The sequence below is a fragment of the Microcoleus sp. N9_A2 genome (genome assembly GCF_036701775.1).
Lineage (GTDB): Bacteria > Cyanobacteriota > Cyanobacteriia > Cyanobacteriales > Microcoleaceae > Microcoleus.
Genome location: NZ_JAUBRH010000089.1, coordinates 1 through 18,377, shown reverse-complemented (window position 1 = coordinate 18,377; position 18,377 = coordinate 1). Strand labels below are relative to the sequence as shown.

At 44.3% G+C, this 18,377-nt stretch carries 18 protein-coding genes; 11 read left to right on the top strand and 7 right to left on the bottom strand.

Translation table 11 applies throughout. The features are described from left to right. Positions 1–153 precede the first annotated feature (153 nt). Entirely contained in the window at positions 154–1,437 is a 1,284-nt protein-coding gene (locus QUA44_RS28415) for a lipid-A-disaccharide synthase (RefSeq protein ID WP_333256572.1), read from the bottom strand. Between the two features lie 36 nt (positions 1,438–1,473). On the opposite strand from QUA44_RS28415, the gene QUA44_RS28410 reads away from it, so the two are divergent. After that, complete coding sequence (locus QUA44_RS28410) at positions 1,474–1,950, top strand: ankyrin repeat domain-containing protein (RefSeq protein ID WP_333256575.1); 477 nt, start codon at positions 1,474–1,476, stop codon at positions 1,948–1,950. A gap of 67 nt (positions 1,951–2,017) precedes the next feature. On the opposite strand, the gene QUA44_RS28405 is transcribed toward QUA44_RS28410, so the two are convergent. The 3 genes from QUA44_RS28405 to QUA44_RS28395 form a co-directional block, all read right to left on the bottom strand. Next, positions 2,018–3,619: a hypothetical protein gene (locus QUA44_RS28405; protein WP_333256577.1), complete on the bottom strand. Its 1,602-nt coding sequence runs from the start codon at positions 3,617–3,619 to the stop codon at positions 2,018–2,020. A gap of 172 nt (positions 3,620–3,791) precedes the next feature. After that, positions 3,792–4,853 (bottom strand): calcium-binding protein, encoded by a 1,062-nt coding sequence (locus tag QUA44_RS28400; RefSeq protein WP_333256579.1) that lies wholly within the window; start codon positions 4,851–4,853, stop codon positions 3,792–3,794. 617 nt (positions 4,854–5,470) lie between these two features. Then, complete coding sequence (locus QUA44_RS28395) at positions 5,471–6,454, bottom strand: calcium-binding protein (protein ID WP_333256582.1); 984 nt, start codon at positions 6,452–6,454, stop codon at positions 5,471–5,473. Between the two features lie 533 nt (positions 6,455–6,987). Between QUA44_RS28395 and QUA44_RS28390 the strand changes: the two genes are divergently transcribed. The 5 genes from QUA44_RS28390 (at position 6,988) to QUA44_RS28370 (ending at position 13,296) form a co-directional block, all read left to right on the top strand. After that, complete coding sequence (locus QUA44_RS28390; protein ID WP_333256585.1) at positions 6,988–10,983, top strand: magnesium chelatase subunit H; 3,996 nt, start codon at positions 6,988–6,990, stop codon at positions 10,981–10,983. 138 nt (positions 10,984–11,121) lie between these two features. After that, positions 11,122–11,439, top strand: coding sequence for a type II toxin-antitoxin system HicA family toxin (locus QUA44_RS28385; RefSeq protein ID WP_333256588.1), 318 nt, complete (start codon positions 11,122–11,124; stop codon positions 11,437–11,439). Between the two features lie 114 nt (positions 11,440–11,553). Beyond that, positions 11,554–11,892 (top strand): type II toxin-antitoxin system HicB family antitoxin, encoded by a 339-nt coding sequence (locus QUA44_RS28380; protein WP_333256590.1) that lies wholly within the window; start codon positions 11,554–11,556, stop codon positions 11,890–11,892. Between the two features lie 87 nt (positions 11,893–11,979). Then, on the top strand, positions 11,980–12,555 hold the full coding sequence (locus tag QUA44_RS28375; protein ID WP_333256593.1) for a Uma2 family endonuclease: 576 nt from the start codon (positions 11,980–11,982) through the stop codon (positions 12,553–12,555). Between the two features lie 93 nt (positions 12,556–12,648). Next, positions 12,649–13,296 carry a Uma2 family endonuclease gene (locus tag QUA44_RS28370; RefSeq protein WP_333256596.1) on the top strand — a complete coding sequence of 216 codons (648 nt, stop codon included), beginning with the start codon at positions 12,649–12,651 and terminating at the stop codon, positions 13,294–13,296. A gap of 184 nt (positions 13,297–13,480) precedes the next feature. Here the strand turns inward: QUA44_RS28370 and QUA44_RS28365 are convergent, their stop codons facing one another. Further along, positions 13,481–14,860 carry an ATP-binding protein gene (locus tag QUA44_RS28365; protein WP_333256599.1) on the bottom strand — a complete coding sequence of 460 codons (1,380 nt, stop codon included), beginning with the start codon at positions 14,858–14,860 and terminating at the stop codon, positions 13,481–13,483. Positions 14,861–15,068: 208 nt separating this feature from the next. On the opposite strand from QUA44_RS28365, the gene QUA44_RS28360 reads away from it, so the two are divergent. The 4 genes from QUA44_RS28360 to QUA44_RS28345 all read left to right on the top strand — a co-directional run bounded on the left by QUA44_RS28360 (position 15,069) and on the right by QUA44_RS28345 (position 17,493). Then, entirely contained in the window at positions 15,069–15,266 is a 198-nt protein-coding gene (locus QUA44_RS28360) for a hypothetical protein (protein WP_333256602.1), read from the top strand. Between the two features lie 386 nt (positions 15,267–15,652). Beyond that, positions 15,653–15,862, top strand: a complete 210-nt coding sequence (locus QUA44_RS28355; RefSeq protein ID WP_333256605.1) for a hypothetical protein — start codon at positions 15,653–15,655, stop codon at positions 15,860–15,862. 203 nt (positions 15,863–16,065) lie between these two features. After that, positions 16,066–16,383 carry a hypothetical protein gene (locus QUA44_RS28350; protein ID WP_333256608.1) on the top strand — a complete coding sequence of 106 codons (318 nt, stop codon included), beginning with the start codon at positions 16,066–16,068 and terminating at the stop codon, positions 16,381–16,383. Positions 16,384–16,440: 57 nt separating this feature from the next. Beyond that, complete coding sequence (locus QUA44_RS28345) at positions 16,441–17,493, top strand: YqaE/Pmp3 family membrane protein (RefSeq protein ID WP_333256611.1); 1,053 nt, start codon at positions 16,441–16,443, stop codon at positions 17,491–17,493. Positions 17,494–17,572: 79 nt separating this feature from the next. Here QUA44_RS28345 and QUA44_RS28340 read toward each other — a convergent pair whose 3' ends face one another. Together QUA44_RS28340 and QUA44_RS28335 are read right to left on the bottom strand one after the other, a co-directional pair. Then, complete coding sequence (locus QUA44_RS28340) at positions 17,573–17,932, bottom strand: DUF5615 family PIN-like protein (RefSeq protein WP_333256614.1); 360 nt, start codon at positions 17,930–17,932, stop codon at positions 17,573–17,575. 3 nt (positions 17,933–17,935) lie between these two features. Continuing rightward, the gene (locus tag QUA44_RS28335) at positions 17,936–18,160 is read right to left on the bottom strand and encodes a DUF433 domain-containing protein (protein WP_333256617.1); all 225 of its coding nucleotides are present in this window, start codon (positions 18,158–18,160) and stop codon (positions 17,936–17,938) included. Position 18,161: 1 nt separating this feature from the next. Between QUA44_RS28335 and QUA44_RS28330 the strand changes: the two genes are divergently transcribed. Then, the gene (locus QUA44_RS28330; RefSeq protein ID WP_333310048.1) at positions 18,162–18,362 is read left to right on the top strand and encodes a hypothetical protein; all 201 of its coding nucleotides are present in this window, start codon (positions 18,162–18,164) and stop codon (positions 18,360–18,362) included. Positions 18,363–18,377 lie beyond the last annotated feature (15 nt).

The window sequence follows — 18,377 nt, the reverse complement described above, 5'->3', positions numbered from 1 at the left end:
GGGATTTTAAAGTCCCAAAAGCCTTTCGATCCAACTTATTTGCTCGCTACCCCTTGACAGATCAAGACAGTATCTACGATATTTGGCTAATTAGGAAATTTGGATTGATTTTGATGTGGATTTGATATTATTTGTGGGGTGGGGCGGGTTTATTTAAATTGTTGGTTGGTGTTCGATATCGATAAAATTGATTTCTTCACAAACCAATTCAGCAATTTTTTTCGCCGCCCCTGATTCTCCTCGAACCGCACGCAAACGATCGCCCATTTGTGCTAATTTTTCAGGATGGATCAAATAGTCGATCGCCAATTGGGCCACAACATCCGGTTCCAGCTTACCAATCAACTCCGGCACAATCTCCTCGCCCGCCCAGATATTCGGCCAAGCATAAAGCTTTCCCTTCCCCAATTGCAAGATTAGCCAATTAATCCCAGTTGCAAAAACAGAACCAACTAACGGCAAATTTGCCAGCAATCCCGGCAAACCATCCCAAGCCTTCATCGCATCCAACTGCTGCGTCGGAATCAACACAATCATCGGTACAGCTAAGGAACCCAATTCCGCAGTATTCGCCCCCACAGTAGTCAAACACAGGCTGCATTCTGATAGCAAATCGTAAGCGGGTGTCTGCGTCCAAAGTTCGACTTGCAAGTTATTTGCTGTCTGCAAAAACGGCGGTTCTGTTAAATGTAGTTCCGCGCTAGCGTTGTCAAATAAATGCAGGCAAGGATTTTGTTTTGGGTCGGCAAAACGTGCTATAGTTTGCACGTCTATGGTAGGCGCAACCGGAATTACAAAGCGAGTTTGAGGGCGGATGCGATGGATCGATTGGGCGATCGCCAAACATAACGGTACACCTAATGCTAATTTGGCGGCTTTAGAACCGGGCAACAATCCAATTAATTCTATTTTCCGTAGGGGCGCTGCCCCATCTTTGGCGTCCGATTTTCGATTACCTACTTCCGCAATCAAATCTCCGACAACTGTAAATTTATTAGCATATTTTTGGGGGACTTTAGCAAAAACTTCTGGTTTCATCGCCGCAAATTTATCAATCCAGCGATACCACCGCGCGTCCCATTCCGCATAAGTAACAGTGCGATATTTTAGCCTTTTGCCAATCACAACCGTAAAAAATTGATCGCCGCCTAAAAATAAAACAACTCCTGTTTCATACCAATCCCAATTTTCAGCAGTTTTGCCCGATAATAAGAATGGAAAAAAATGCTCCGGTGCTTGCACTCTGTCCACTTCTGGGTAGGAAGATGCGATTTGTGCTTCTTTCCCGGTGGCGTGCGGACAAGGGGACAGCACCACAGAGATTCGTGCTTGAGTACCTGCGTTCCCCAATTGTTGGCGCAAAGCTTGCACGGCGGGACGCACCCAAGTTGCCAATTCTCCGGGGCCGTTGGAGAGGATTAAAATATCTACTTCCATAGGATTTAAGATTTGAAAGGATGCAAGGGAGATTTTATGACAGATTTAATTGATGCCGTCAAGACGGGTGATGTTGCGGCTGTAGAAAGTGCGATCGAACAGCGTGCAGATATCAATGCCAAAGATGAGGAAGGCGCGACGGCTTTGACGACTGCGGCTGAGGCTGGCAATTCTGCGATCGTCAAAAAATTGCTGGCTGCAGGTGCGGGGGCCAACAGTCAGGATAAAGACGGGTGGACGCCGTTAATGAGTGCCGCTGCTGCCGGACATAGCGAGATTGTACAGCTTTTGCTGGAGGCGGGGGTGGATGTGAATGCTAAAACTAATTTTGGTTTGACGGCTTTGATGAGTGCTGCAGGTAGCGGGCGCACTCAAGTTGTGGAATTTTTAATCGAAAAGGGTGCTGATATCAAAGCTAAGGATAATAATACTTGGACTGCGTTAATTTGGGCGTCTTCGGAGGGTCACAAAGATGCGGTTGAGGTTTTGAAGCTAGCGCGCGATCGCCATTAAAGACTTAGCAAATTGAGAAACCCGGTTGCTTGGAGCGATCGGGTTTCTCGTTGGTATTAATTGCTTTCTAACCTAGCAGGAAAGGACTAGGCCCAAAGTCGGTGCTAGGAAATGTCTGTTGTTTCAAATTTAATCCAGCACCTCCCTCAAGAATTGCAATTCTATCTCCTGCTTTTGAGATAACTAAATCTGCACCCACTGGAGATATTTGATAGTCACTGAGTGTGCCTGATAGCTGGAGTGCATCTCCCTGACTGGGATTGAAGCCGCGAATGCGCGCCTCCCCCGGGCCTAAATACAATTCTTGAGTGGTGTTGCGGAAGCTGCTACCAGGAGAACCCGAATTATTGTCATAAGCCAAAATAACAGTATCAGCACCTTCGCTACCAATCAACGTATCAAATTCGTTGCTACCGTCGCTCGAATAACTGCCATCAAAAGCAACTCCAATAATTGTCGTTTTTCCCTTACCAAAAGCAGTAACAATATCATTCCCCGAACCCCCCACAAAAGTTGCCGATCGATTGGTTTCAAATTGCCCAACTTTTGTATACTGGTCGATACCTGAATCAAAATTTCCTGCTTGAACCGCCGCAGCAACATCGGGATTGTTTGCTAAATATCCAGCTTCCAAAAAGTTATTCACTACAATAACAGAAATTCGATCAAAAGAAATTAGGCGATCGAGCCCCTGATTTACCAGAAACGGCATATTCGCACCGCCCTCGACTATACCTACCGGTGCAAAAGCCCTAATCGGCACCACGCTAATCCTAAAATCTCCATTAGGAGTATTGTTAAACAGATAGTTGCCTCTCGTTCCCGCTAGGTTGATCTTATCGGCTTGCGGGTTAAAGTTTTTAATCGTAGCGTAGTTGCTGTTGCTAACCCCTCCGTAAAAATTCCCCCCATTCACAGCGTCAAAATCCCCAACACCGAGCAAGAAAGTATCAGTACCTTGACCGCCAATTAGGGTGTCATTTACAGGGGGAGAAGGAAAACCGGAAGGTTTTTCATAAACTCGATCGCCCGCTGCATTCAAAGATACTTGAATGCCAATGATTTCAACTTGTCCTACACCAAATCCCGTCACAATGTCAGTGCCTTTAGTGCCGACAAATGTAGCCGGTCGCGTTTGCTCAAATTGTCCAAATTTTCGGTAGTGTTCTCCGCCAGTTTTAAAAACTCCCTCCTTGACTGCTGCTGCTATATCGGGGTTTTTTAGTAAGTATTCTGGTTCAAAAAAGGTGTTCGCGTAAAGGTTTTGTTTTGCTCCGAATTGGACAAAATGATCTAATCCTGATTTGAAAGTGCCGTTCTGTACAAACGGCACAAGTACGGGGTATCGTTTTAAATAAATCGCTTCGTCGTAGTCAGGCGATACTTGGGTGCGACCTTCTTCGTAACCAAACTGGATAAAGTGGTCTAAACCAGAGGCAAAAGGCGCGTTTGGATTGTTTGCGGTACGGACAAGGGGAGCAATATCTGGATTTTGAGCTAGATAGGTTTCTTCATCAAAGTAACGCGATACTGCGGTGAACCCACCAGCTTGACCGTATTTTTCAAAGTGTTCTTTCCCGGAGTTGATAACTCCTGCATCAATGGCTGATTTCAGCCACGGATACTGTGAAAGGTAGTATTGTTCGTCAAAAATTGCGTAGTTACCCACGTTTTTATTCTGCGGATTTAAATAGGTGTTTGTGCAATTTATCAATCATCTGGAACTGAGAAAATCACCCGATCGGGTGATTTTCTTTTTCATTGTCTAATCTCATTTAAGCTCAATTAGCGATCGCACTCCCCAGCAACAATCAGCCAAATCCCCAATAGCTTCGAGATTTCTAGCCAAGTAAAAATCTAAAAACAGTAGATTCTGGTAATACATTCAAATTGAGATTTCCGCCACCTTCAATAACAGCGATCGTGTCAAAGCTACTAATTCCCGGACTTCCATCTGGACGGGAGACGAACAAGCCGTTCGTTTGGATAGCTAAATCTCGATTGTTGTTGATGGGCAATATCAAGAATTGATCTGAGAAAGGTGATAAATTATCTCCTAGCAGGATGCTATCCTCACCTTTCGTAAAGTTCCGAATTGTCGCAAAACCCGGCCCGATATAGAATATTTTGGTTCCGGCCGGATTCCCCTTACTGCCTTCTATAAGGTCTCCGAGTACGAATTTATCGCGGCCGCTACCGCCAGTGAGAGTATCGAATTCATTGCTGCCGTCACCTTCATACACTCGGCCCTCGCCAAAGCCATTACCTGTACCTAAACCTACTTCAGTTCCAATTAATTCGGTATTTCCCACCCCAGCACCGGCAATCGTGTCATTCCCGGAACTTCCGATAAAAGTCGCAGAGCGGCTTGGATCGCTTTTGCCGAAATTGAAGTAGTGTTCCCGACCAGTTTTCAATGCTCCCGATTCGACAAAAGGCCGAATGTCGGGGTTTTTTCCTAAGTATTCCGGTTCCAAGAAAGAAGTCCCAAACTGACCGTCTTTGATGCCGAATTGAATGAAATGCTGGTAGCCGTTTTTAAAAGTTCCATTCTGAATAAACGGCTGCAACTGTCGGTTATTTGCGATATAAAACGCTTCGTTATACTCAGGCGATACGCGAGTGCGACCTTCTTCGTAACCGTATTGGATAAAGTGATCTAGCCCGGTCGCAAAAGGAGCGTTTGGGTTGTTGGGGGTGCGGACTAAGGCAGCGATGTCTGGGTTGCCAGCCAGGTAGGTAGCTTCGTCAAAATACCGCGATACTTTAGTTAAGCCGCCGGCTTGACCGTATTTTTCAAAGTGTTCTTGTCCAGATTTTATAACTCCTGTGTCGATCGCTGGTTTGACCCAAGGATACTGCGAAAGGTAGTATTTTTCGTCAAAAATTGCGTAGTTAGCCATGTTTTTATTCTGCGGATTTAAATAGCTGTTTATGCAATTTATCAATCATCTGGAATTGAGACAATCACCCGATCGGGTGATTTTTTTTTCAGTGTCTAATCTCATTTAAGCTCAATTAGCGATCGCACTCCCCAGCAACAATCAGCCAAATCCCCAATAGCTTCGAGATTTCTACCCAAGTAGAAGTAGAGAAGCATTAAGTTGTGGTAATACATTCAACTTGAGATTTGCGCCGCCTTCAATAACAGCGATCGTGTCAAAGCGACGGGTAGTATTGTTCGTCAAAGATATCGTAATTCATTTTTGCTTTTTTAAGTAAGAATAAAAAGTGCGATCGATCAAACTATTTTACGGCACAATTGCCCAACCAATCAAAAGTCATCAATCATCAGCATTAGCTAGTGACTGATGACTGATGACTGATGACTAATGACTGATGACCAGGGCTGTTTCATTCTCAGGTAAATCATCGTTTTGTAGGGGCGGTGCCCCCGTGCCCGCCCTCCCCGTTCAGGATTTTGTAGGTGTTTCAGAGATTGGGGCAGCCACGGGGGGCGGCCCCTACTGACTAATGACTAATGACTAATGACTAATGACTAATGACCAATGATTAATGACTATCCAATCAAGAAAGTACCGTTACCGTTAGATTCTTGGAAAGTCAAACCCAAGCTTGCTCCTCCTTCAATCACGCCCAGCACATCTCCAAAACGTTGGATTGACAAATTGCTACCAATGGGAGTTAGGCTGTAGCCGTTTAAAGAAGTTCCTTGCAGTTGGATAAAATCGCTTTCTATGTCGAAGTTGCGAATAGTAGCTTGACCGTTAGCCAAATACAGCGGTGTCGGGGTGACATTCCCGGCTGTAGCAGGAACTCCGAGTACGAATGTATTAGTTCCCGGAGCACCAATCAAGACATCGAATTCATTGGTGCCAAAGCTTTCATACTGGCGGTTGCCTTGGGGATCTATACCTACTTCCACTCCTACAATTTCGACATCGCCCACGCCAACACCAGTTAAAACATCGTTGGTACGGGTGCCGACAAAAGTCGCGTCGCGGGCAGGCTCAAATTGTCCAAAATTGAAGAAGTGTTCCCGGCCGGTTCTCAAGTTTCCAGAGTTGACAAACGGCACGATGTCGGGGTTTTCTTTTAAGTATTCCGGTTCAAAAAATGAAGTCCCAAACCGACCTTCTTTGGCCCCGAATTGAACGAAATGCTGGAACCCTGATTTGAAAGTTCCGTTCTGAACGAACGGTTGGAGTTCAGAGTTGTTTGCTAAATAAAAGTTTTCGTTGTATTCGGGTGATACTTGGGTGCGGCGCTGTCCTTCATCGTAACCGAACTGGATAAAGTGATCGAGGCCGGTTGCAAAAGGCGCGTTTGGGTTGACTGTGCGGACGAAAGGTGCGAGATCTGGATTCCCAGCAAGGTAAGCATTTTCGTCAAAATAACGCGATACTTTAGTTAGACCGCCTTCTCGCCCGAATTTTTCAAAGTGTTCTCTCCCAGATGAGATGACTCCTGCGTCAATGGCTGGTTTGACCCAAGGATATGAGGCGAGGTAGAATTGTTCGTCGAAAATTGCGTAGTTAGCCATGTTTTCCCCCTAAGGTTTTGATGAGTTTGAGAGTTTATAGCAATTAGCTTTCCATGAACTCGATCGCCAATCAGGAATTTACACAAAACAGACGTTATGAAATGGTTTTAAATTCCTGGTAAAATATCAATCTTTGTGACTCAGCAATTATCTAAGTCTTGATTCTGCCTTCAGAAGTTATGCCTTTTTTCCTCAGTTAATTGCTCTATCGCAAGTTTAATCAATTCTACAAAACTTGGAACTTTTTTCAGGATTTCTTTCTCAATCCTTGGTTAATTTTTAATTATTTTAATCCAAATCATGATCTGTATACACATACATAAATTTTTGTCAAGTAAATTTTTGTGAAGTAAATTTGGAGTAGTTGCTCAACGAATTTGTCAAATAATGTAACGAAAAATCGCAATAAATTTGTCGAATTGTGTCATGTGCAAGCTCAAATCGCCCAATGGCCAGCGTTTTCTGGTAAAAATGCTTAGGGGATAAAAAAATTCCCGATTGCCGAAAACAGCATCTTAAAGGAGCCTAACCGGATGTTCACTCACGTCAAGCCCACCATTCGCCACATCGCGCCGGAAAACTTGCAGGGGCGATCGCTCATGAAGGTGGTCTATGTCGTACTGGAACCGCAGTATCAAAGCGCCCTGTCCGCAGCGGTTCGAGCGATAAATAACAAAAATCCGAATCTGGCAATAGAAATCAGCGGCTACCTGATCGAAGAACTCCGCAGCCCGGAAAATTACGAGGCCTTCAAGCGGGATGTGGCCGATGCCAACGTATTTATTGCTTCTCTAATTTTTATCGAAGATTTGGCCGAAAAAGTGGTAGCGGCTGTAGAACCGCTGCGCGACAGCTTGGATGTCGCCGTTGTCTTCCCGTCGATGCCGGGGGTGATGCGCCTGAATAAAATGGGCAGTTTCTCGATGGCGCAGTTGGGACAAAGCAAAAGCGCGATCGGCGAATTCATGAAAAAACGGAAGGAAAAATCCGGGAGTTCCTTCCAAGACGGAATGCTGAAACTGCTGCAAACTTTGCCGAAAGTGCTGAAATATTTGCCTCTTGACAAAGCCCAAGATGCCCGCAATTTTATGCTGAGTTTCCAGTATTGGCTGGGCGGTTCCCAAGAAAACTTGGAGAACTTCCTGCTGATGCTGTCACATAAATATGTCTTCAAAGGCCAGTCACAGCCAACTTTCCAAGAACCTGTTGTCTACCCAGACATGGGAATTTGGCATCCTTTGGCATCGTCCATGTTTGAAGATGTAAAAGCATATCTGACCTGGTTTAATGCCCGTACAGATATTTCTGCCGATCTTAAAGATCCCCTCGCACCTTGCATTGGTTTAGTGTTGCAACGCACTCACTTAGTCACAGGAGATGACGCGCACTATGTAGCAATGGTGCAGGAATTGGAGGCAATGGGCGCGCGGGTTGTGCCGATTTTTGCCGGCGGTTTGGACTTCTCTAAACCTGTTGAGACTTTTTTCTTGGAAGTCGGGGCAAAAGGTGTTACACCTCTGCCGATCGTTGATGCGGTGGTTTCTCTGACTGGTTTTGCTTTGGTGGGTGGCCCGGCGAAACAAGATCACCCGAAGGCGATCGAATCTTTGAAAAAATTAAATTGCCCTTACATGGTGGCTTTGCCGCTGGTTTTCCAAACGACAGAAGAGTGGGAAAATAGCGATTTAGGTTTGCACCCGATTCAAGTTGCTTTGCAGGTTGCGATTCCTGAGTTGGATGGTGCGATCGAACCGATTATTGTGTCGGGACGCGATGGTGCAACTGGCAAGGCGATCGCCCTGCAAGATCGAATTGAAGCAATTTCCCAGCGCGCCATGAAATGGGCAATGCTGCGCCGCAAACCAAAATTAGATAAGAAAGTTGCGATCACAGTTTTCAGTTTTCCTCCCGATAAAGGCAACGTCGGAACAGCCGCTTATTTGGACGTTTTCGGCTCGATTTACGAAGTATTGAAAGCCTTAAAAGGTAACGGTTACGACTTGCCAGAATTGCCGGATTCCGCCGAAAAACTGATGCAGGAAGTCATTCATGACGCAACAGCCCAATACCAAAGTCCCGAATTAAATATTGCTTACCGGATGTCCGTAGCCGAGTATGAGGAATTCACTCCTTACTCGGAACGCTTGCAAGAAAATTGGGGCCCGCCTCCGGGACATTTGAACAGCGACGGACAAAATTTGCTGATTTTCGGCAAACATTTCGGCAACGTGTTTATCGGAGTGCAACCTACTTTTGGATACGAAGGCGATCCGATGCGGTTGTTATTCTCTCGTTCCGCCAGCCCGCACCACGGTTTTGCTGCTTACTACACATATTTGGAGCGCATTTGGGGTGCGGATGCGGTGCTGCACTTCGGCACTCACGGTTCCCTAGAATTCATGCCCGGTAAGCAGATGGGAATGTCTGTGGATTGTTATCCCGACAGTTTGATCGGCAAAATTCCCAACCTCTATTATTACGCCGCCAACAATCCCAGCGAGGCAACAATTGCCAAGCGCCGCAGCTATGCCGAAACCATCAGCTATCTGACTCCTCCTGCAGAAAACGCTGGGTTGTACAAAGGTTTGCAGGAGCTCAGCGAGTTGATTGCTTCCTATCAAACTTTGAAGGATACGGGCCGGGGCGTGCCGATTGTGGATGCGATCGTGGAAAAATGCCGTTTGGTAAATTTAGACAAAGATATCGCCTTACCTCCCGAACAGGAAAGAGGCGTTGCTGCGGGGATGACTGCGGAGGAACGGGACAATTTAGTTGGCTTGGTTTACCGCAAGTTGATGGAGATTGAATCGCGGTTGTTACCTTGCGGTTTGCATATTATCGGTAAGCCGCCGACTGCGGTCGAGGCGATCGCAACTTTGGTAAATATCGCCAATTTAGACCGCGAAGAAGACAACCTGCTAAGCTTGCCGCGAATTATCGCTAACAGTCTGGGACGCGAGATCGAGGAAATTTACACAAATAGCGATCGAGGCATTTTAGTTGATGTCGAATTGCTGCAAAACATCACCCTAGCCTGTCGGGATGCAGTCAGCGCTTTGGTGAAGGAACAAACCGACGCTGAAGGCCGAGTTTCCCTAGTTTCCAAGTTGAATTTCTTCAACATGGGCAAGAAAACACCTTGGATTGATGCCTTGCACGCCGCCGGTTACAAAAAAGTCGATCCAGAACCGATTAAACCGCTGTTTGAGTATCTGGAATTCTGTTTGCAGCAAGTTTGCGCCGACAACGAATTGGGCGCTTTGTTGCGCGCCCTAGAAGGCGAATACATTATCCCCGGGCCCGGCGGCGATCCGATTCGCAACCCAGATGTTTTGCCGACTGGCAAGAATATGCACGCTTTAGATCCGCAGTCAATCCCGACGACAGGGGCGGTCAAGTCTGCTAAAGTTGTCGTTGACAGACTATTAGAAAGACAGCGCACCGATAACGGCGGAAACTATCCCGAAACCATCGCCGTTGTACTCTGGGGAACCGACAACATCAAGACTTACGGCGAATCCCTCGCCCAAGTAATGTGGATGGTGGGAGTCAAGCCAGTACCCGATGCTTTGGGCCGGGTAAACAAACTGGAATTGCTGTCTTTAGAAGAGTTGGGACGACCTCGCATCGACGTAGTAATTAACTGTTCCGGCGTATTCCGCGACTTGTTCATCAACCAAATGAATTTGTTAGATAAAGCCGTGAAAATGGCAGCGGAAGCCGACGAACCTTTAGAAATGAACTTCGTCCGCAAACACGCCTTGAAGCAAGCGGAAGAAATGGGAATCAACCTGCGCCAAGCAGCAACCCGCGTCTTTTCCAACGCTTCCGGTTCCTATTCATCTAACGTCAACTTGGCGGTGGAAAACAGCACTTGGGAAAGCGAAGCCGAGTTGCAGGAAATGTATTTAACCCGCAAATCCTTCGCCTTTTCTTCGGACAATCCGGGAACTATGGAACAAGACAGGCAGATTTTTGAGTCATCCTTAAAAACTGCTGATGTCACCTTCCAAAACTTAGATTCTGCGGAGATTTCGCTAACTGACGTGTCGCACTATTTCGACTCCGATCCGACTAAATTGATCGGCAGTTTGCGCGCCGACGGGAAGCAACCAACATCCTTTGTTGCTGATACCACCACAGCCAACGCGCAGGTGCGGACGCTATCAGAAACCGTGCGTTTAGATTCGCGGACTAAGCTGCTGAATCCGAAGTGGTACGAGGGGATGTTGTCGCACGGGTATGAGGGCGTGCGGGAGATTTCTAAGCGTCTGGTTAATACGACTGGATGGAGTGCGACTGCGGGCGCGGTGGATAATTGGGTGTATGAGGATGTGAACGGTACGTTTATCCAAGATGAGGAGATGCAGAAGCGTTTGCTGAATCTGAATCCTCATTCTTTCCGCAAGATTGTCAGCACTTTGCTTGAGGTGAATGGCCGGGGTTATTGGGAGACTTCTGAGAGTAATTTGGATCGCTTGCGCGAACTTTATCAGGAGGTGGAAGACCGGATTGAGGGGGTAGAGTAAACATCCGAATTTCGGACAATCACCTTTAATCTGTAGGGACACAGCAATGCTGTGTCCTTATATTTTTGGGATGGTTTTGGGGTAAAGGTGGTATTTGTTCCAGTCTAAAGTAGTCTTGGCGCGAGATTCGCTCACCTCTTGACATTGATATCACAAAATGATATCATTTTTTTAAAAACCACAAATAAAATATTTATGGAGCTAAATAATAAACAGCGTAAGATTTTAGAAGCAATTTTTACAGATCCTATACCAGCTAATATTAATTGGCAAGATATTGAAAATTTATTTACAGCACTCGGTGCTACTGTTACTCAAGGTTCTGGTTCGCGGGTTCGCATTTTATTAAATGAGGTTAGAGCTGTATTGCACGAACCACATCCTCAAAAAGAGACAGATAAAGGAGCCGTTAAATCAGTCAGAGAATTTTTGATAAAGGCGGGGGTTGAACCATGATGACTTAGCTGTTAACGGGAAAATCCTTGCGGATCGCCCAAATTAACAAGAGTATTAGCAGAAAATTTATCATTCACAAATTGAACTTATTGAAAGAGGAAGAGTATTACAGCCATGATGACTTACAAGGGTTACAGTGCTAGCATTGAAGTAGATATAGAAGCGGAACTTCTTTTCGGGCGAGTCCTAGATATTAATGACGTAGTGACTTTTAAAGCACAAACTATTGAAGAAGCTCGCCAAGAATTCCAAAATTCTATCGATGATTATCTAGAGTTTTGCAAAGAATTAGGACAGGAACCGGATAAACCCTTTTCAGGTAAACTTCCCTTCCGCACTACTCCCGAACATCACCGCAAAATATTTATTGCGGCCAAGAAAGCTGGCAAAAGTATTAACAATTGGATGGATGAGGTTTTAATTAAAGCAGCAGAGCAAGCGATTAACACTTAATTAGCTTAGGATTGCGATCGCCCTCGCAACTCAGTCAATATGCTACAATCCCCAATAAAGGTCGTTTAGCCACGATAAAATACTGCTATGACTACTCTCACCCTCAATCTCAACCCCATTATTAAGCTGACAGACGATCAGTTTTTTCAACTCTGTCAGGAGAATGAAAATATTAGATTGGAACGCACAGCAAAAGGAGAATTAATTATCATGTCACCAGCAGGAGGAGAAACTGGAAACAACAATGCAGGATTAACAGCACAAATTTGGAATTGGAATGAGCGAAATAAATTGGGGAAAGTGTTTGATTCCTCAACCGGATTCAAACTTCCTAATGGGGCCGATCGCTCTCCTGACGCTTCTTGGGTAAAATTAGAACGCTGGAATGCACTAACTCCTGAACAACAAAAGAAATTTCCCCCCATTTGTCCTGATTTTGTGGTTGAGTTAATGTCTCCCAGCGATAGTTTGAAAGACACTCAGGATAAGATGAAAGAATATCGAGATAACGGTGCTGTTTTAGGTTGGTTGATTAATCGCAAATCACGGCAAGTAGAGATTTATCGTCAGGATCGAGAAGTTGAAGTGTTAGAATCTCCAGCCACTGTATCAGGTGAAGATGTTCTCCCCGGATTTATTTTGAATCTTGAATCAATCTGGTAATGTACGCGCGTGCGAAGCTATCCCGCAGGGAATCGCACCTGTCCAATGTTGAATAGAGTAAAATAGAGTTAAAGTTCTCGTGGAGTATTTGCAATGGTTCAAACCCTGGCGTACAGTAAAGAAGAGCTTGCAGGTTCTCACCTGGTTTTACATGATATCAGTTGGGAAACCTACGAACACTTGTTAGAAATATTTGCGGAACGTTCAACGCCGCGCATGACTTACTACCAAGGAACTTTGGAACTTATGGTACCTTTACCAGAACATGAAACCTATAGCTGGACTCTCGGACGACTAATTGTAGCGCTGTCTGAGGAAATTGGGATTGAAATTCAAGGTTTAAAATCATCTACTTGGCGTTCAAAAGCCAAAAAAGCTGGTAAAGAAGCTGATGAATGTTTCTATATTCAAAATGAAGCTTTAATGCGGGAGAAATTAACAATTGATCTCAAAAATGACCCGCCCCCAGACTTAGCTGTGGAAATTGATTGGACTAGCTCATCAATCAATAAAATGGCGGTTTATGCGGAATTAAAAGTGCCGGAGGTTTGGATTTGGAAGAAGGGGAAACTAATAATTAACATTTTAAATGATACGGGTTATGTCGAGTCGGAAACCAGTTTGGCATTTGCCTCGTTTCCTGTCAAAGAACTCGCACAGTTTATGCACCTAGACTCAGAAAAGGGAGAGAATGCGAGAATTAGAGAGTTTAGAGAGTGGGTGCGATCGCACTTATATTAAATCCGGGTTTGTTCCCTCGACATCTTGCACCATTTTTAATAACCTGTAGGGGCGGGTTCGCCAATAGCCTGAAAGCTTGCAGACAGATTAAATAAACCCGCCCTCCCCCACGAATAACCCTGTCTGGCAAAATAAAGACGGCGGTTGAAACCGCAACTACACCAACAAAGTCCGCCTACGCCGACTAAGAATACTGAGTTTTTACATACTGTTTCACCACTGAATTCAAACTAAACAAAGTTATCTGTTCCTGTTCCTGCGTATCCAATAAAAACCGATTTCCAAGAGATCGCACTGCATTGACTATTTCTGACGGCGAAAATGGTATTTTGTTGAAAATTTGCGACACAGGAACGGGTTCAGGTTGATTAGCCAGGTGAACCATCACTGCCAATTCCGGCGGAGTCAAACGCCCAAAAGGTTGAGATAACTGAGATTGCAACCCTTCATCTAAAATCGGCATCTCGCACTGCAAAAACTCAGAAACTCTTCCCCCAAACAACTCTTGAATCAGCGTTGCAGTCAACTCCAACCACAGAGGATTTCCTTGATAAATATCAATCAAAGTTGACCATGTTTCCTGATCGGATAACTTTTGTGAGTTCAAAATCTCTTTAGCTGCTACTCCTAAGCTTCCCAATACAAAACATCGCACGGGATGATTATCTTTTGATAATCTGGCAATTTCTCTGGGTTTTTCCCAACTATTCAATATCAAACAACTTTGATGACAAACTTCGGCAATTAGTTTAAAAAATAACTGATAATCTTCATATCCATTTTTATATTGTCCCGCTAGTTGTCGGCTGCCCAAAAGCATCTGTACGTCATCGAGGACAATCAGACATCGGTTTTTTCGCAGGTAATTGAGGATTTGGGAAATTTTGGTTTCGATGTTGGGGGGAATTTCTGATTGTTGGGAAAAGATTTGCAGCAGGTTGGTGAGGGTTGCATCGAGGGTTGGGGAAAAGCGGAGGCTGCGATAGATGACGTAATCGAAGTCGGTTTTGAGGCGATCGATCAGGCTTAGGGAGAGGGTTGTTTTGCCGATGCCGCTGATTCCCAGGAGTGCGATTAAACGTGTGCGATCCTGTGTTATCCAGTTTTCGAGGGTGGAGAGTTCGGAAGTGCGATCGAAAAAGGTGAAGATTTCGGGTGCGTCGCCTAAGTCTATGTGGAGTTGTTTAGAATTTTGTTGGGAGTTTTGGGGTTCTGTTGGACTTCTCGCCCTTTCTTGACAAACATTAAGGTTATTATTAACTGTTCCATAATTTTCAGCAATAGCTGATGAATAACTATTATAAAATTTTGCTCTTTCCAGTATCGCTCTAACATTTACTTTACTAACGTCTTCGCCGAAGACATCTGATAGTATCTTCCATAGTTCAGAAGCAGCAACCCTAACATAACCTTCACTACAATCACGGTCTTGCGCTATTTTTGTTGCATATTTTCGACCTTGGAGCGTTTCTTTTAAAATAGCTTCTTGCAGGTCGTCTAAGTGCTTCCCTGTTTTAGAAAAAACTTTTTCATCGGCAAATCTTAAGACTTCCTGAAGCTCCATTGATCGCGTCTGGGGTAATTTTTAGTTATTATAACTTATTTTTTCTAACTTTTTAGATAACAAAATATAACATTTTCTAAAGTGAGTGGGTGCGCGATGGGGAAATGGGGTCATTGTATGATTTTTGGAGTAGAGGTTGGTTGCACTGAGGGCGATCGGGCTACATCCGATCCTATAGTTAACATCCTAAAAAAAGAGGAAAGGCTAGATGAGTTACCCAAGAGCAGCATCATATCAAGCTGATCCAGACGCTGATAACTACGTCTGTGGCAGTTGCGAGAGAACTCAAGATCCTCGCGAAGGCGATCCATGTATCAAGTGTGGAAAACCAACTGTCACTTGGTTAAAATCTCAGGGCGAATCGTGGGATAAAGTCTTGAAGAAGTGGGAACGGTATCACGGTTAATTACAGTTATATCATGAAGGCAAGAGGATTAAAATCATGGCTAATGAAAAACCACCGGACATAAGAGATCCCAATGCTTTTGAAGCCAAAGATGGAAAACCCTGCCCGTCATGTGGCGGAACAGGAACGATAAAGCCCCAAGGTGCCGTTCGAGAGGCCGTATGCCAAAAGTGCAAAGGCAAAGGCTTCGTTAGATAAGTGGTTAATGACAAATAAATAGACAATTATTTAGGCAGTGAATGTGCTGGTAAAGCCTCATCGGCTGATGATGCTTGGCGTAATGCTAATTTCTACGTAACTACGCTTCAGAAATGGAAGGATTGATTGAGAGAAGTTGCGATCGCCCACATTTACAGCTTTTGAAATCAAAAAGGAGCTTTTTTTGTATGAGTCAAAATTCAACGCCTGATGCTAACGATGCTGACAAGCTACGAGAGTGGGCAAACAAACAGCTAGAGAATAACCAGGATTCAAGTTCGAGTGCAGATAACAACCTTGTCAAAGATGTTGCTAAAGGTGTGGCTAGCGAATTAGGGCGAATTGCTTTAGGAGTTGTTACCCTTGGGCTTTCTGAAGAGTCAAGAGATAAAGATTGATTAACATCATTAGCGATCGCTAAAGTTTATACAACAGGTTTAATCTTTGGCGATCGCTCCCTCGAATCTACTATGCGGTAGTGGAAAGGATGGGAGAGGGTGTAGGGGGCGATCACTTCATTTAGTTTAGCTATATAAAACCTGTATCACATACTTGGGTTTATTTCTTAAATAAATAAGCTTAAAAACGGGAGTGAAAAGATATGACTAGCTCCGAAGACATCTTATTGGGATTAGAATTATTGAAGCAAGCGGCTGATGAAATGCAGAAAGGCAACAGCCAGACAGCTTTCGAGATCCTTAATGAGGTTTTATCTGTCTGTCCTATTCAGTGGTGGCACGCTTACTATGCGCGCGGTCTAATTTATGCGGGTTGGGGTAATTATCAAACAGCAATAGAAGATTTTGATCGAGCGAGTCAAATATTACAGGATGATTTTAATAATGGTGATATTGATATTGATACATTTGCCAACTCACTCGCCGAAATTCTTTTTCATAAAGGTGTAGCTGAGCGCTGAGTGGATGCGTAGCCGAAAATTTAAAAATTAATAGAGTTTTAAAAGGCACTAATTAACATGAATTATTCCGATGAGTTTGACAGTTCAGATTATCAACTAGCGATTGAAGAATTGTTGCGTAATGGCGAATTAAACATTCAAAATGAAAATTATCAAGCAGCTATTGAAGACTATACACGATTATTGCAACTAAACCCGAATGAATCCCAAGCTTACTGGCATAGAGGTCTTGCCTGGCTAGAGTTGGGAAATTATCAAGAGTCTATTAAAGATTGCACCCAATATTTGAAACTTCGACCTGATTTTATTCAAGGCTATATAGCCCGTGCCGGTCAATTCAAGGATATAGGTAACTTACAAAGAGCAATAGAGGATTGCACTTACGCTTTATCGTTGGGTGGTTTGAGTAGTTATTGGGAGCAGATGGCATACAGTTGCAGAGGCGATTGTTATGCTCTGTTAAAAAACTATCAGGCTGCGCTTCAAGATTATAATCAAAGCATCCGTTTAGCTCCAGAAGAAATTAAAAACTACCAAAAAAGAGGCTTGATTCACAAAGAACTCGAAAATTATCATGAAGCGATTGAAGATTTAACTAAAGTATTGCGTCGTAATTCAGAAGATTCAGAATTAGTTCACTGTTATCACCTTCGCGCTCAATGCCATCAAATTCTTCGCAATTGGGAGGAAGCCATTAGGGATTCTACAGAGGTAATCCGTAGAGATCCTACTTACTATCATGCTTACATTTTGCGAGGTGGAGCTTATGTCTTTTTGAATGACAGGAAAAGTGCAGTTTCAGACTTCGAGACGGCAGCTAGATTATCCCAGGCTCAGGGAGATACAGAGGCATACCAGAATGTTATGATGCTGATGAAATTTCCGGGCAGTACGCAAAGCAGTAGTGACAGCGATATCAGTAATAATAAGCAAAGACCCGTTCCGGTGAGCCACGTAGTCGCTGCGATTTTTTTTCCCCCGCTGGGCGTATATTTGACGGTTGGGCTTGGCACTCAGTTTTGGATAAACCTGGTGCTCACATTTGTTTTTACGTGGATTCCCGGCATGATCCACGCTGTTTGGCTGGTTTACAATCACGATCGAAGTTAAGTAGTGGGGAAATACGATCGCCCTTATTTTCCCCAAGTCCGATCGCCCTTTGCTTTCCTACACCCACCTAATTAATACCCTATCTAAGCGGTTTTCTAAACCGATATCCATCAGGTTCTACAACCACAAATGCCCCTCTTAGTTCTACTTCAGAGTAATTTTCTATAACTCCTGCTAGTTCATTATGAACTTCATTCAGCATTTTAGGTAAGACTCGAAGGTAAATTACACGTGTTCCGATCGCCCTCACAAAAACAAGATTTCCGTAATCTCTGTCTCGCGTAACCAGGATGCGATTTTCTGCTTGCGCTACTCTCAGTATTTCTTCATCACTTGCTTGCGCTAGATCCATTTGAGCGACAACAATTACATCATGTCCTGCATCAATCAAAAACTTTGTGGTGACAGCATACACATCTTGATCGATCAGAAATTTCATAATTTAAGCTAATGCCAAGTGGACATCTTCAGCCGCCACCAGTGCGATCGCATAACGCAAGCACGCCCGAATATCATCCAGTTCCAGATCGGGATAGTAGTCTCGGATAATTTCTCCAAAAGAAAGCCCTTCATTTAGTAATTCGAGAACACTCTGTACAGTAATGCGCGTACCCATTATGCAAGGCTTACCGAAGTGAATTTGAGGGTTGACGGAGATTCTGTCCATTTTGACCGCAGAGCTATATATCTCTTCTATTTTAAGTCATCAGGTAGGCGATCGCAACTTGTCTTTTTTCACGCTTCTGGTCGATCGCCCTTATTTCCCCAAAGTACGATCGCCCTTATTTTCCCAAAGTACGATCGCCCCTGACGGGGCGACAGGTCGCCTGAAAGTCATACAGTCCGGCAACTCTAGACAAATAGCATGAAAAAAGATAGGGTAA

Bases quoted from the DNA above. Each gene is read 5' to 3' on its own strand.
- QUA44_RS28410 (WP_333256575.1), top strand. From the start codon at position 1,474: ATGACAGATTTAATTGATGCCGTCAAGACGGGTGATGTTGCGGCTGTA.
- QUA44_RS28370 (WP_333256596.1), top strand. From the start codon at position 12,649: ATGGTTCAAACCCTGGCGTACAGTAAAGAAGAGCTTGCAGGTTCTCAC.
- QUA44_RS28345 (WP_333256611.1), top strand. From the start codon at position 16,441: ATGAATTATTCCGATGAGTTTGACAGTTCAGATTATCAACTAGCGATT.
- QUA44_RS28375 (WP_333256593.1), top strand. From the start codon at position 11,980: ATGACTACTCTCACCCTCAATCTCAACCCCATTATTAAGCTGACAGAC.
- QUA44_RS28395 (WP_333256582.1), bottom strand. From the start codon at position 6,454: ATGGCTAACTACGCAATTTTCGACGAACAATTCTACCTCGCCTCATAT.
- QUA44_RS28400 (WP_333256579.1), bottom strand. From the start codon at position 4,853: ATGGCTAACTACGCAATTTTTGACGAAAAATACTACCTTTCGCAGTAT.
- QUA44_RS28415 (WP_333256572.1), bottom strand. From the start codon at position 1,437: ATGGAAGTAGATATTTTAATCCTCTCCAACGGCCCCGGAGAATTGGCA.
- QUA44_RS28360 (WP_333256602.1), top strand. From the start codon at position 15,069: ATGAGTTACCCAAGAGCAGCATCATATCAAGCTGATCCAGACGCTGAT.
- QUA44_RS28350 (WP_333256608.1), top strand. From the start codon at position 16,066: ATGACTAGCTCCGAAGACATCTTATTGGGATTAGAATTATTGAAGCAA.
- QUA44_RS28365 (WP_333256599.1), bottom strand. From the start codon at position 14,860: ATGGAGCTTCAGGAAGTCTTAAGATTTGCCGATGAAAAAGTTTTTTCT.
- QUA44_RS28380 (WP_333256590.1), top strand. From the start codon at position 11,554: ATGATGACTTACAAGGGTTACAGTGCTAGCATTGAAGTAGATATAGAA.
- QUA44_RS28355 (WP_333256605.1), top strand. From the start codon at position 15,653: ATGAGTCAAAATTCAACGCCTGATGCTAACGATGCTGACAAGCTACGA.
- QUA44_RS28390 (WP_333256585.1), top strand. From the start codon at position 6,988: ATGTTCACTCACGTCAAGCCCACCATTCGCCACATCGCGCCGGAAAAC.
- QUA44_RS28340 (WP_333256614.1), bottom strand. From the start codon at position 17,932: ATGAAATTTCTGATCGATCAAGATGTGTATGCTGTCACCACAAAGTTT.
- QUA44_RS28335 (WP_333256617.1), bottom strand. From the start codon at position 18,160: ATGGACAGAATCTCCGTCAACCCTCAAATTCACTTCGGTAAGCCTTGC.